12 protein-coding genes are annotated in these 13,502 nt (G+C 71.7%); 4 read left to right on the plus strand and 8 right to left on the minus strand.

Going from position 1 to position 13,502, the window contains the following annotated elements; translation table 11 throughout:
* Nucleotides 1-11: 11 nt before the first annotated feature.
* Nucleotides 12-485, plus strand: a complete 474-nt coding sequence (locus ABZ267_RS17825; RefSeq protein ID WP_356746461.1) for a hypothetical protein — start codon at nucleotides 12-14, stop codon at nucleotides 483-485.
* The gene (locus ABZ267_RS17830; RefSeq protein WP_356364055.1) at nucleotides 482-835 is read left to right on the plus strand and encodes a hypothetical protein; all 354 of its coding nucleotides are present in this window, start codon (nucleotides 482-484) and stop codon (nucleotides 833-835) included. Before ABZ267_RS17825 ends, ABZ267_RS17830 begins: the two co-directional genes overlap by 4 nt.
* Here ABZ267_RS17830 and ABZ267_RS17835 read toward each other — a convergent pair whose 3' ends face one another.
* The 6 genes from ABZ267_RS17835 to ABZ267_RS17860 all read right to left on the minus strand — a co-directional run bounded on the left by ABZ267_RS17835 (nucleotide 836) and on the right by ABZ267_RS17860 (nucleotide 6,089).
* Nucleotides 836-1,309: a GNAT family N-acetyltransferase gene (locus tag ABZ267_RS17835; protein ID WP_356364052.1), complete on the minus strand. Its 474-nt coding sequence runs from the start codon at nucleotides 1,307-1,309 to the stop codon at nucleotides 836-838.
* Between the two features lie 41 nt (nucleotides 1,310-1,350).
* The gene (locus ABZ267_RS17840; protein WP_356746462.1) at nucleotides 1,351-2,139 is read right to left on the minus strand and encodes an SDR family NAD(P)-dependent oxidoreductase; all 789 of its coding nucleotides are present in this window, start codon (nucleotides 2,137-2,139) and stop codon (nucleotides 1,351-1,353) included.
* A complete protein-coding gene (locus tag ABZ267_RS17845) occupies nucleotides 2,136-3,302 on the minus strand; it encodes a serine hydrolase domain-containing protein (RefSeq protein WP_356746463.1) in 1,167 nt (388 codons plus the stop codon). Before ABZ267_RS17845 ends, ABZ267_RS17840 begins: the two co-directional genes overlap by 4 nt.
* 133 nt (nucleotides 3,303-3,435) lie before the next feature.
* A complete protein-coding gene (locus tag ABZ267_RS17850) occupies nucleotides 3,436-4,224 on the minus strand; it encodes an ABC transporter ATP-binding protein (RefSeq protein WP_356746464.1) in 789 nt (262 codons plus the stop codon).
* The gene (gene cbiQ / locus ABZ267_RS17855) at nucleotides 4,212-4,973 is read right to left on the minus strand and encodes a cobalt ECF transporter T component CbiQ (protein WP_356746465.1); all 762 of its coding nucleotides are present in this window, start codon (nucleotides 4,971-4,973) and stop codon (nucleotides 4,212-4,214) included. The genes ABZ267_RS17850 and cbiQ overlap by 13 nt, the downstream gene beginning before the upstream one ends.
* Before the next feature lie 51 nt (nucleotides 4,974-5,024).
* On the minus strand, nucleotides 5,025-6,089 hold the full coding sequence (locus ABZ267_RS17860; protein WP_356746466.1) for an energy-coupling factor ABC transporter permease: 1,065 nt from the start codon (nucleotides 6,087-6,089) through the stop codon (nucleotides 5,025-5,027).
* Nucleotides 6,090-6,346: 257 nt separating this feature from the next.
* Here ABZ267_RS17860 and ABZ267_RS17865 point away from each other — a divergent pair, with 257 nt between their 5' ends.
* Nucleotides 6,347-6,778 (plus strand): SsgA family sporulation/cell division regulator, encoded by a 432-nt coding sequence (locus tag ABZ267_RS17865; RefSeq protein WP_356746467.1) that lies wholly within the window; start codon nucleotides 6,347-6,349, stop codon nucleotides 6,776-6,778.
* A gap of 184 nt (nucleotides 6,779-6,962) precedes the next feature.
* Here ABZ267_RS17865 and ABZ267_RS17870 read toward each other — a convergent pair whose 3' ends face one another.
* Together ABZ267_RS17870 and ABZ267_RS17875 are read right to left on the minus strand one after the other, a co-directional pair.
* A complete protein-coding gene (locus ABZ267_RS17870; protein WP_356746468.1) occupies nucleotides 6,963-9,188 on the minus strand; it encodes an MMPL family transporter in 2,226 nt (741 codons plus the stop codon).
* Nucleotides 9,189-9,318: 130 nt separating this feature from the next.
* Complete coding sequence (locus ABZ267_RS17875) at nucleotides 9,319-9,891, minus strand: TetR/AcrR family transcriptional regulator (protein WP_356746469.1); 573 nt, start codon at nucleotides 9,889-9,891, stop codon at nucleotides 9,319-9,321.
* A gap of 171 nt (nucleotides 9,892-10,062) precedes the next feature.
* Here ABZ267_RS17875 and ABZ267_RS17880 point away from each other — a divergent pair, with 171 nt between their 5' ends.
* Complete coding sequence (locus ABZ267_RS17880) at nucleotides 10,063-13,449, plus strand: S41 family peptidase (RefSeq protein ID WP_356746470.1); 3,387 nt, start codon at nucleotides 10,063-10,065, stop codon at nucleotides 13,447-13,449.
* The last annotated feature ends 53 nt before the right edge of the window (nucleotides 13,450-13,502 follow it).

Raw genomic sequence — 13,502 nt, forward strand, 5'->3', positions numbered from 1 at the left:
GTGTGGATGTCATGACTGCAGCCTATGAGGACGTGCCGTTCAGCGAGCTGCTCCACAGACCGGCTGTCACCACGCGCCGGCTGGACTCCGTCCGTGCGCTGCGCCTGAGGCGGCGCGACGCCGAGGACCTCGCCCTGATGCGTGTCGACCAGATGGAGCGGGACGCCACGGTGGTGGACTTCACCGCCCGCCTGCTGACCGGTCTCGTCCGCACGGGAAACATCGATGCCCTCCACCAGGCGCTGCCCGAGGCACTGCCGTGGACCACCTTCCTGCCGGAAGCCGACATCGACACCCTGATCTCCGAGCTGGTGGCCACGGCGAGCGGGGCCGTGGCGCTCGACAATCTGGCTCCCATCGCCCTGCTGCTCACGCAGTGGCGGCACAGCGCGGAGGTCTACGCCGACCCTGCCCTCCTCGCGATCCTCACCCGTGACCACGAGGGCGATCTCGGCCCTGTTCCAGCACCTGGCACCGCCGAGTGAGCCCTAAGCGCGGAGACCGGGCGGCACCGCCGCCGGTCGGTGACGAGTACGACCTCCGGTTCGCCAACAGCGAGGCCGCCGACGGCTGGGAACACCTCAGCCGTCGCACGGCAGGCAACTTACGCCGCGCTTTCGACGCGCTGCGCGCCGCCCCCGCCTCCCACGACCACCCTCAGCGTCAGCACCGCCTCAAGGGGAAGCTCGGAAGCACCGTTCTCAAGGGCCAGGAGCTCGAACGCTGGCAGTACGAGGTCACCGGCGGTGGGCGCATCTGGTACGTGATCGACCCCGTCGGCCGCACCGTGTGGATCACCTACGCGGGCACCGGGCATCCCAAAGCCACGGACTGATCACCCCGCCCACTCCGCCACCACCTCCCCGTCCTCCTCCACCCCCGTCGGGCGGAAGCCGAGTGCGGCGTAGAGGTGGGCGGCGGCCTCGTTGGACGGGGCGTAGGAGAGGCGGACCGCTGTGCAGCCGGGACGGGCCGAGAGCCAGGTCGTCAGCGTGCGTACGGCGGCTGCGCCGATGCCCTGGGACTGGTGGGCGGCGTCGATCAGCATGCCGCCTATCCAGTGCGAGCCGTCCTCGTCCCGCGCCCACATGATGTGGCCGGTCACCTCGTCGCCGGCCAGGACCGCCAAGGAGTTCCAGGTGTCCTCGCATGATGTCAGAACCAGGTAGCGGGCGGCCAAGGGCGCGACCCAGGTGCGTTGGTCGTCGTGCGGGGCGCAGTCGGCGACCGCCCGCCAGTTGTCCGCGTCCACCTCGTGGAGGGTGACCGGGCGGCCCGACTTGTCCGTGTGGTCGTACGTGATGATCATGCGGGGAGGGTAGGAGCGCGCTGCGGTTCCGCGCCAGAGGATTACTCCCCGGTCGCCATCGCCTGGCGGAAGCCCGTGTTCACCGCCAGGATGCCGCCGTCCACCCGCAACGTCGTCCCCGTGATCCATGACGCGTCGGAGGAGGCGAGGAAGGCGACCGCCGACGCGATGTCCTCCGGAGTGCCGACCCGGCCGAGCGGGTAGAGCGCCGCCGCGCGTTCCAGCTCGGCGTCCCGGCCCGACCAGGCCGCCGTGCGGATCGTGCCGGGCGCCACCAGGTTGACCCGGACGCCGCGCGGGCCCGCGTGGCCCGCCAGCGTACGGGTCAGGCTCGCCAGGCCCGCCTTCGCGGCGCTGTACGCGTGGCCGCCGAAGTCCTGCTCGCCGTTGACCGAGCCGATGGTGACGATCACGCCCCGGCCCGAGGCCACCAGGTGCGGCAGCGCGGCGCGGGCGCAGCGGAACGGGCCGGAGAGCGTGATGTCCAGGTCGCGTTCCCAGATCTCGTCCGACTCGTCCTCGAAGAGCCTCTCGTCCTGGCCCGCCGCGTAGGCGTTGTTGACCAGGACGTCCAGGCCGCCGAAGGTCTCGACCGCGTACGCCACCGCCGCCTCCACCGCCATACGGTCCGCCACATCGCAGGCCATGGAGTCGGCCGTGTGGCCCGCCTCGCGTATCGCCGCCGCCGTGTCCGAGGCGCGCTTCGCGTCCAGGTCGGTGACGAGGACCGAGGCGCCTTCCGCCGCCAGGCGGTGGGCTGTTGCCGCGCCGATGCCCTGGCCGGCGGCGGTGATCAGGATGCTGTAACCGTCAAAGCGAGGTCGTGTCATAGCGCCGACCGTACTGCTCTGACCAGCGCCTGGGCACGAGGGTCGGCGGTGACTCCTTTCTGGAGGCCGTTGGTGACGTAACCCAGTGCGATGCCCGACTCCGGGTCCGCGAAGCCGAGCGAGCCGCCTCGGCCCGGGTGGCCGAACGAGCCCGGGCCCAGCAGCGGCGCCGCCGGGCCGTGCAGCATGTAGCCCAGGCCGAAACGGGTGTTGACGACCAGGACCCGGTCCGGGCCCGCCGACTCCTCCGTGCGGGCCAGCGTCAAGGTCGCCGGTGCGAAGAGGCGGCGGTGGCCGTCGACCGGGCCGATCATCGCGGCGTAGCAGTGGGCCAGGCCCCGGGCCGTCGCGATGCCGTTGGAGGCCGGGAGTTCCGCCGTACGGTAGGCGGCGTCGTTCTCGTCGGGGAACGGGTCGATCGCGCCGAACGCCCGCCGGGTCAGCGACTCCGGGTCGCGGTAGGCGTCGACCACCGAGCGCTTCGGTCGTACGCGCAAGGCGCCGGAGGCCGTGGCGGAGGCCGGCGGCTCCACCGGGCCGATGCGGCCGATGCGGTGCGCCTCCTCCGCCGGAAGCCCGAACCAGAAGTCCAGGCCGAGCGGGCGCGCGATCTCCTCCGCGATCCAGCGGCCGATGGTACGGCCGGTGGCGCGACGGACCAGTTCGCCGATGAGCCAGCTGTACGTCTGCGCGTGGTAGCCGTGGTCCGTGCCCGGCTCCCACTCCGGGCGCTGCGCGGCGACCGCCGCCGGACCGGAGACGCCGTCGGCCGCCTCGGCGGGTGTGAGCGTGCGGTCCAGGGCCGGGACGCCGGCGCGGTGGGCCAGGAGGTCGCGGACCAGGACGCGTTCCTTGCCGTTGGCCTTGAACTCCGGCCAGTACGTGGAGACCGGCGCGTCCAGGTCCACCTGGCCGCGCTGGTGGAGCAGGAGCGGGACGGCGGCCGCGATGCCCTTGCCCGCCGAGCGCACGACCTGCACCGTGTCGACGGCCCACGGTTCGGTGCCGTCCACGTCCCGCGTACCGGCCCATAGGTCCACGACCTTGCGCCCGTCCCGGTACACGGCGACGGCCGCGCCTCGCTCGCCGCGCTGCTCGAAGTTACGGACGAAGGCGTCCGCGACCGGTTCGAACCCGGGCGCCACCGTGCCCCGTATGTCCACGCCTGCCTCTGTACGTTCCTCTGTACCCGACGCTGTGACCGTGCCCTCGCTCCCGCTCATCCCCCCATGGTGCACGGCCCGGCCGGGTGGGCGGTGGCCGGGTCGTGGGTCTCCTCAGGCTGTCACGAGCTGTTTACGGCGACGGAACGGTGACCGACCTCGGGTCGAAGCCGAACGGCAGCTCCAAGCGGTGCGCCCGCATCAACTCCTCGTCGCAGAGCAGCTCCTGCGTACGTCCGTCCGCGGCGATCACGCCCTCGCTGAGGATCACCGCGCGCGGGCAGAGCTCCAGCGCGTACGGCAGGTCGTGCGTGACCATCAGCACCGTGACGTCCAACGAGCGCAGGATGCCGGCCAGTTCGCGGCGGGAGGCCGGGTCCAGGTTGGACGAGGGCTCGTCCAGGACCAGGATCTCCGGCTCCATCGCGAGGACGGTCGCCACGGCGACGCGGCGGCGCTGGCCGAAGGAGAGGTGGTGCGGCGGGCGGGCCACGTACTCCTCCATGCCCACCTGCTTCAGCGCCCGCAGGACCCGCTCCTCCAGCTCTTGGCCGCGCAGGCCCGCCGCGGCCGGGCCGAAGGCGACGTCCTCGCGGACCGTGGGCATGAAGAGCTGGTCGTCCGGGTCCTGGAAGACGATGCCGACGCGGCGGCGGATCTCCGCGAGGTTCCGCTTGGCCACCGGGAGTCCGGCGACGTGGACCGTGCCGGAGCCCGCCTCCAGGATGCCGTTGAGGTGGAGGACGAGCGTGGTCTTGCCGGCTCCGTTGGGACCGAGGACCGCGACGCGCTCGCCGCGCGCCACGGTGAGGTCCACGCCGAAGAGGGCCTGGTGGCCGTCGGGATAGGCGTAGGCGAGGCCCCGGACGTCGAGCGACGGGGCCGGTACCTGAGGCGCGGTGGAGGAAGTCACAGGGTCCATCCCAGCAGACAGATCGCGAGCGCGAGTACGGGGAGGGCCGCCGCGTACGCCCATTGGGTCCGGTCCGCCGTCACCTCGTCGATCACCGGCATCGTGCCCGCGTACCCCCGGCTCACCATGGCCAGATGGACCCGCTCGCCACGCTCGTACGAGCGGATGAACAGCGCGCCCATCGAGGCGGCCAGGACGCCCCACTGCCGTACGCCGCGCGCCTCGAAACCCCGCGAGCGGCGGGCGATCGACATGCGCCGCATCTCGTCGGTGATGACGTCCCCGTACCGGATCATGAACGACGCGATCTGGACGAGCAGCGGCGGCAGCTTGAGCCTCTGGAGGCCGAGCAGGACGGCCCGTAGCTCGGTGGTGGAGGCCAGGAGCACGGAGGCGGCGACGCCGAGCGTGGCCTTGGCCAGCACGTTCCACGCGCCCCAGAGGCCCGGGATGCTGACGGAGAGGCCGAGCACGGTCGTCTGCTCACCCGGCACCACGAACGGCATCAGCAGCGCGAACGCCACGAACGGCACCTCGATGACCAGCCGCTTCAGCAGGAAGCCGGCCGGGATGCGGGCCACCGCCGCGACGGCCGCCAGGAGTGCCGCGTACAGCGCGAAGGCCCACATCGCCTCGCGCGGAGTGGAGACGACCACGGGGACGAAGGCGAAGACGGCGGCCAGTTTGCAGTGCGGCGGCAGCCAATGGACCGGGCTGTGGCCGTGCCGGTAGAGCTTGTGCGCGTGGCCCGCTCCCATGGTCAGACCTCTTCCCTGTCGGACCGCTCGCCGTGGAGGACCACTGCCTGGTCAGACGTTCTCGTGGTCGCGGGACGCCTCGCCGGACTCCTCCTTGCGCCGCCGCACCACCCAGAACACGCCCGTGCCCACCACCACCGTGGCGCTGACCCCGATCACTCCGGCGAGGCCGCCGGAGAGCCGGGCGTCGGCGATGTCGCCGACGCCGTAGTCGGCGAGCGGGGAGTCGGCCGCGCCGTGCTCCTCCACCTTCTCGTCGATGCCCTGGTCGGCGGCGACCCGTTCCAGGCCGTCCGGGTTGGCGGAGGCGTAGAAGGAGACGAACCCGGCGAGGACGAGGGCCGAGACCAGGCCGGTGATCCAGAAGCCACGCGTGGACCGGGCGGCGGTGGCGGAAGCGGGCTCCGGTTCGCGCGTCGCGGCCGGAGCGTCGACCAGTTCGCCGTCGACCCGGAGCTTGAGCGGCGCGGCCAGGCCCTGGACGCCGTGGACGAGGTCGGGACGTACGGCGAGGACCGTGCCAACGGTCAGCGTGGTGATCACCGCCTCGCCGATGCCGATCAGGATGTGCACGCCGACCATGGCCGTGAACACCTTGCCGATCGGGATGTCGGTGGTGCCGCCGATCCAGTAGAGGAGCGTGAAGGCGGCGGCCGACGCGGGTACGGAGACCAGCGCGGCTACGAACGCCGACGCGGTCGCGGACCGGCGCGTGCGCGGCAGGAGGCCGGTCAGCAGGCGGAACAGGCCGTACGCGACGACGACCGTGACCACGCCCATGACCGTGATGTTCACGCCGAGCGCCGTGAGGCCGCCGTCCGCGAAGAAGATGCCCTGCATCAGCAGCACCACCGCCAGGCAGAGCACCGCCGTACAGGGCCCGACAAGGATCGCGGCCAGCGCTCCTCCCATCAGGTGGCCGCTGGTACCGGCGGCCACCGGGAAGTTCAGCATCTGCACGGCGAAGATGAACGCGGCCACCAGACCGGCGAGCGGGGCGGTGCGCTCGTCCAGTTCGCGGCGCGCGCCACGCAGGCTGACGGCGACCGCTCCGGCGGCGAACACCCCGGCCGCGACGGAGACAGGTGCATCGATGAATCCATCGGGTACATGCATGGGGAGGCTCCGCTTCCTGCGGTTCCGCACGGCGTCCGCGTGGACGCGGCTCTGCGGGCGGGGTCATGAACCCATCAATATTAGTGCTCTCCTGCGAACCATACGCAAGAGCTGGTGACCGGCATGTGCGCCGCATCCACCGGCCGGTGAGACCTCGCGCCTCACCTGCTGTCACGGTGAGCGGACGCCCACCGCGCCACTTCCGTGGAATATGGGACATTAGAGGGCAGAACGTCACATATAGGAGGAGCCGGCCCATGTCCCCTGTGATCGAAGCACATGCACGCGCCCGGCTCATCACCGATGGCCCTCTGACCCGTCCGGTCCCCGTCGACCTGCGCTACGACGCCGCCGAGGACCCGCGCACCGTCCACATCACGCTGCCCGGCGGCACCGACTGGGCGTTCGGCCGCGACCTGCTGGAACGCGGTCTGCGCACGCCGATCGAGCGCGGCGCCGTCCGCGTCTGGCCCTGCGGCCGTACGCAGCTGATCGTGGAGCTGCACTCGACGGACGGGGTCGAGGTGTTCCAGTTCGAGACCAGGACGCTGATCCGCTTCCTCGCCCGCACCCGCGCGCAGGCCCCGGCCACGACCACGCCGCCGTCGGACGGAACCCCGGAGAAGCGACCGTCCCGCACCACCGCCACCACGCGCCCGGAGCACGGCGCGCCGGCGACCCGCGGCTGAGACGGCCGCAGGAAAAGCCCACGGAGAAGGCCCCCGTGCTCATCGCACAGGGGCCTTCCGCGTGCCCCGGTCCCCCGTCCCCACAGGTAACCGGTGCTTCCGGGGCCGCGCTCCGCTCAGACGCGGCCCCGGGGTTCACGGAGGACTCGAACGGCTCGACGGAGTCCTTCACGCTCCCGTCGGCTCAGACGCGTACGAGCTCGCGCTCGCCGCCGTCACCGCCGCCCTCGGAGGAGGCGGGCTCGTCCGTCAGCTGCCTCTGCAGCTTCTCGCCCTCCACGTCCACGTTCGGCAGCGCCCGGTCCAGCCAGCGCGGCAGCCACCAGGCACGCCGGCCCAGCAGGGCCAGGACGGCCGGCACGATCGCCATGCGCACCACGAACGCGTCGAAGAGGACGGCGATGGCGAGCGAGAAGCCGATCATCTTGATCATCTGCTCGCTGGAGCCGATGAAGCCGGAGAAGACCGCCATCATGATCACGGCCGCCGCCGTGACCACCCGTGCGCCGTGCTTGAAACCGGTCACGATGGCCTGGCCGGGGCTCTCACCGTGGACGTACGCCTCGCGCATCCGGGTGACGAGGAAGACCTCGTAGTCCATCGCGAGACCGAAGACCACACCGACCATGAAGATCGGCATCATGCTCATGATCGGACCGGTCTGCTCGACGCCGAAGAGCGAGCCGAGCCAGCCCCACTGGAAGACCGCGACGACCGCGCCGAGCGCCGCGACCACCGAGAGCAGGAAGCCGAGGGCCGCCTTCAGCGGGACGAGGATCGAGCGGAAGACCAGCATCAGCAGCAGGAACGCGAGGCCGACGACGAGCGCCAGGTACGGCAGCAGCGCGTCGTTCATCTTCTGCGAGAAGTCGATGTTCATGGCGGTGGCGCCGGTGACCAGGACCTCTGCACCGGTGTCCGCCTTGATGTCCTGGCCCGCGTCACGGATGTCGTGGACGACCTCCTCCGTGGCGTGCGAGGACGGCCGGTCCTTCGGGATGACCGTGATCATCGCGGTGTCGCCGGCCTTGTTGAACGTGGCCGGGGTGACGGCGACGACGCCGAGCCCCTCGATCTCCTCGCGGACCCGCTCCGCCGCACCCTTCGCGTCGGAGCTGTCCTTGCCGTCCATGACGATCATCAGCGGGCCGTTGAACCCGGGGCCGAAGCCGTCGGAGAGCGTGTCGTACGCCTGGCGCTGCGTGGTCGACTTCGGCTGGGCGCCGTCGTCGGGCAGGCCCATCTCCAGCGAGGCGGCCGGTACGGCGATGATGCCGAGGCCCAGGACGCCGACGAGCATGACCCAGACCGGCTTGCGCAGCACGAACCGCGCCCAGCGGGTGCCCATGTTCGGCTTGGCCTCGGGACGGTTCTCCTCCTCGGCGGCCTTGCGCGCCTTGCGGCCCATGACCCGCTTCCCGGCGAAGCCCAGGGCGGCCGGGACGAGGGTGAGCGCGATGAGGACGGCGATGGCGACCGTACCGGCGGCGGCGAGACCCATCTTCGTCAGCATCGGGATGTTGACGACGGCCAGGCCGGCCAGGGCGATGACCACGGTCAGGCCCGCGAAGACGACCGCGGATCCGGCGGTGCCCACGGCCCGCCCGGCGGCCTCCTCGCGCTCGCGGCCCTCAGCCAGCTCGGCGCGATAGCGGGACACGATGAAGAGGGCGTAGTCGATACCGACCGCGAGGCCGATCATCATGGCGAGGATCGAGGTGGTGGAGCCCAGGTCCAGCACACTGGCCAGCGCGGTGATCGTGGAGACCCCGATACCGACCCCGACCAGCGCGGTCACCAGCGGCAGCCCGGCGGCGACCAGCGAGCCGAAGGTGATGACCAGGACGACGGCGGCGATGGCCACACCGATGATCTCGGCGGTCCCGGTGTGCGGCATGACCTGGAGCGCGTCACCGCCGATCTCCACCTTCATGCCGCTGTTCTGCGCGTCCTTGCCGGCGCCCTTCAGCGAGTCCGTCGTCGTGTCGGTCAGCTCCATGGAGTTGGCCTTGTACGCGACCGAGATGTACGCCGTCGAACCGTCCTGGCTCACGGCCTTGGTCTCGAACGGGTCGGCGACCGAGGCGATCTGGTCGGAGCCGGACTGCAGCTCCTTGACGATGCCGGTGATCTCGCTCTTGTTGGCCGAGTCGGTCACCTTCTCGCCCTCGGGCGCCTTGAAGACGACCCGGGCGGTGGCACCGTCGGCACTGGAGCCGGGGAAGCGCTGTTCCAGCAGGTCGAAGGCGCGCTGCGCCTCCGTACCGGGGATGGAGAAGGAGCTGGAGGTGGCGGTGGACGCGGAGGCCGCACCGAATCCGGCGAGCGCCAGCAGTGCCACCCAGATCAGGGCGACATAGCGGCGGCGGCGGAAGGTGAGCCGTCCGAGCTTGTAGAGGAAAGTGGCCACGGGGGCGTACTCCCGGTCAGGTCGTATGAGTGGAATGGGGCGTGAGGAACCGGCCCGACGACGAGAGCGGCGTGTCAGGGGTCAGGTGCGACGTCGGGGAGAGGGCCGTGCGGGTGGTGCGGCGGGGACGTCAGACTCCGAGGGCGGGGAGAACCACGGAATCCACGTAGTCGATGAGGAACGCCTGGTCGACCGGACGGTCCTCGATCAGCTGCCGGGCGGCCAGCGCGCCGACCAGCATGTGCGGGATGTACTTCAGCGCCGGGTTGTCCTGGCGCAGCTCACCCCGGTCCACCGCCCGTTGCAGCATCTGGTCGAAGCCGGTCATCTCCGGTTCGATCAACAGCTCGCGCAGGGCCTGGAGCAGCTCGGGGTACTCGTGGACGGCATGGCTCAGACCCCGCATCAGCGCGGCGTCCTTCTCCATCTGGCAGTCGTCGGTCCGGCTCAGCACGGCATGGAAGTCCCCGCGCAGTGAGCCGGTGTCGATGTCCGCGAGATCACCCGGCTTGTTGTGCCGGAGTGCTCTCGCGACCAGCTCGGGCTTGGAGCCCCACTGGCGGTAGAGGGTGGCCTTGCTCGACCGGGTGCGGGCGGCGATGGCGTCCATGGTCAGGGCCTCGTAACCGACCTCGCGGAGGAGGTCGAGCACGGCTTCGTACAGTTCGCCCTCACGCTCGGGGGTCAGCCTGGTGCGTGCCATGTGCCGACCTCCTTCGTACGTCAGTCCATCGCTCCGGCGTTCCGCTCACCATCGAACGAAACTGTTTCGTACACCTGAACCGTACTCCTCCCTCTCAGCGAAACGAAATCGTTTCGCTTGTGGGCTGCACCACAAGTTGCCCCGGGCCCTTCGCGCGGAAAGCATTGGGGGGTGAGTGATGACGTGGCGTACCTCCGGTTTCCCCATCTCCACCAGGACATGCTCTGCTTCGCGGCCGAGGACGACCTCTGGGTCGCGCCGCTCGCCGCCGCCGGACACCGGCCGGGACGGGCCTGGCGGGTGACCGTCGACCGGACCCGGGTCAGCCATCCGCGCTTCTCGCCCGACGGCACCTCCATCGCCTACACGACCTGGCGCACGCTCGACCCGGAGATCCACCTCGCTCCGGTCGACGGCGGCCCGGCCCGGCGGCTCACCTACTGGGGCTCGACCGACGCCCGGGTCTGCGGCTGGACGCCCGACCCGGCCGACTCCGCCCACATCCTCGCCGTCTCCTCGCACAACCAGCCGTTCTCGTACTTCTCCTGGGCCTACAACGTCCCGACCGACGGCGGCCCCGGCGGCCGGCTCCCGTGGGGCCCGGTCTCCGACATCGCCGTGGCCGACCTGGACGGCGAGCGCCGCACGCTGCTCCTCACCGGCACGCCACCACACGAGCCGGCCGCCTGGAAGCGCTACCGAGGCGGCGCCATGGGCCGCCTCTGGCTGCACGGCGAGCGGCTGCTGCCGGACATGGACGGCCACCTCGCCAACCCGATGTTCGTCGGCCGGCGCATCGCGTTCCTCTCCGACCACGAAGGCGTCGGCAACCTCTACTCCTGCCGGACCGACGGCACGGACCTGCGCCGCCACACCGACCACGACGCCTTCTACGCCCGCAACGCCTCCAGCGACGGCCACCGCGTCGCCTACCAGTGCGCCGGCGACCTCTGGCTGGTCGAGGACCTGGAGTCGCCGGACGCCGCGCCGCGCAAGCTGGAGGTACGGCTCGGCGGCCCGCGCACCGGCCGGCGCCGCTACCAGGTGCCCGCCGCCAGCAACGTCGACTCGCTCTCGGTCGACGAGACGGGCCGGGCCAGCGCCGTCACCGTACGCGGCAGCCTCTACTGGCTCACGCACCGCGACGGCCCCGCCCGCACCATCAGCGACACCCCGGGCGTGCGGGTGCGGCTGCCGGAGATGCTCGGCAGCGGAGGCCAGGTTGCGTACGTCACCGACGCGGACGGCGAGGACGCGGTGGAGATCGCCTACCTGCCGCGCGCCAGCGGCGACCGGGCGCCGCGCCGGCTCGCCTCGGGACAGCTGGGCCGGGTGCAGGAGATGATCTCCGACCCGGACGGCGAGCGCCTCGCCATCGCGTCGAACGACGGCCGGCTGCTGCTCCTGGACACCGGAGAAGGCACGGGCGAGGAGACGGCGGCGGAACGGGCTTCCAGCGGCTCGACCCGCGCCGACCTGTACGCGGCGACGGGCGCGGCGATCCCGGACAGCACCGCGCCGGTCGACGAACATCCCGGCCTCACCGAGCTGATCCGCTCGGTCAACGGACCCGTCCGCGATCTGGCGTTCTCGCCCGACGGCGACTGGCTGACCTGGTCGCACCCGGGCATCGGCCGCTCGCTGCGGCAGATCAAGCTGGCCCGGATCTCCGGCCCCGGCGCGCCGGTGATCGTGGACGTCACCAACGGCCGCTTCGAGGACGAGAACCCGGTCTTCACGGAGGACGGCCGCTACCTCGCGTTCCTGTCCTGGCGCGGCTTCGACCCGGTGTACGACGTCCACACCGGCGACCTCTCCTTCCCGCTCGGCTGCCGCCCGTACCTGGTCCCGCTCTCCTCCGCGACCCCGTCCCCGTTCGCGCTCTCGCCGGACGGCCGCCCGGCGGCGGGCGGTCTGGACCCGATAGACGTTCCGGAAGCAGGAGGTACGGGCGAGGGGTCCACGGTGATGGTCGAGTTCGAGGGCCTGGAGAGCCGGGTGACGCCGTTCCCGGTCTCCGCCTCCAAGTACTCGGCGCTGGCGCCGGTGAGCGGCGGCGGGCTGGTCTGGCTGCGCTGGCCGATCTCGGGCGCGTTGGGTGAGACGTTCGCCAACCCGGCCGACATGTCCGGGCGGCCGACGCTGGAGCACTTCAACATCGCGAAGGCCCGGAAGACCGAACTGGTCGACCACCTCGACTGGTTCGCGGTCAGCGGCGACCGCTCGCGCCTGGTCGTGATGGACGACGGCGAGCTGCGCGCCGTACCGGCGACCGAGCCCGGCGACGGCGACTCCACGGTCTATCTGGACCTGCGCCGCATCCTGCACGAGGTCGACCCGGGCGCGGAGTGGCGGCAGGCGTACGGGGAGGCGGGCCGGATCATCCGCTCCTACTTCTGGGAGCCGGACATGTGCGGCATCGACTGGGACGGAGTGCTGGAGCAGTACCGGCCGCTGGTCCAACGGGTCGCCTCGCCGGACGAGTTCGCGGACCTGCTGCGCGAGGTGCTCGGTGAGCTGGGCACCTCGCACGCCTACGTCTCGCCGGCCCGCCGCAACGAGGGCCCGCCGCACTACCAGCGCGCGATCGGCCTGCTCGGCGCCAACCTGGTCTGCCGGGACGGCGCCTGGACCCTCCAGCGCATCCTGCCCGGCGACTCCTCCGACTCCAAGGCCCGCTCACCGCTGGCCGGTACGGGCATCCGCGAGGGCGCGGTCCTCACCCACGTGGACGGCCGCCCGGTGGACCCGGTGACGGGCCCGTTCCCGCTGCTGACGGCGGCCGGCGGCACCACGGTCGAGCTGACGTTCACGCCGGCGGGCGGCGGCCCGTCGCGCCGGGTGGCGATCCTGCCGCTGGTCGACGAGCGACCGCTCCGCTACCAGGACTGGGTGGCCAAACGACGTGAGGTCGTACGGGAGTTGAGCGGCGGCAAGTGCGGCTATCTGCACATCCCGGACCTGGGAGGCTCGGGCTGGGCCCAGTTCAACCGGGACCTCCGGCTGGAGGTGTCCCGTCCCGCGCTGATCGTGGACGTACGCGGCAACGCCGGCGGCCACATCAGCGAGCTGGTGGTGGAGAAGCTCACCCGCAAGATCCTCGGCTGGGACCTGACCCGCAACGCGCAGGCGGTGAGCTACGCCTCCAACGCGCCGCGCGGCCCGGTGGTGGCCCTCGCCGACGAGGCGACCTCCTCCGACGGCGACATGATCACCGCCGCGTTCCGGCTGCTGAAGCTCGGCCCGGTGGTCGGCCAGCGGACCTGGGGCGGCGTGGTCGGCATGACCGGCCGCCACCGCCTCGGCGACGGCACGTCGATCACGGTGCCGATGAACGCGGCCTGGTTCGACGCGTACGGCTGGTCGGTGGAGAACCACGGCGTGGAACCGGACGTGAAGGCGCTCCGCACCCCGCTGGACTGGGCGGAGGGCCGGTACGCGGTCCTGGACGACGCGGTCCGGGTCGCGCTGGACCTCCTGGCCACGCACCCGGCGTCGACGCCACCTTCGTACGACATGGCCCCGAATCTGCGGAGGCCGCCGTTGCCGCCGCGGTAGTCCCTTTCCGGGTTTGGCTCCGCAATCGCCGGAGAGGCTTGGCGCGGCCGCCC

Source organism: Streptomyces sp. NPDC006174 (genome assembly GCF_040614075.1).
GTDB lineage: Bacteria > Actinomycetota > Actinomycetes > Streptomycetales > Streptomycetaceae > Streptomyces.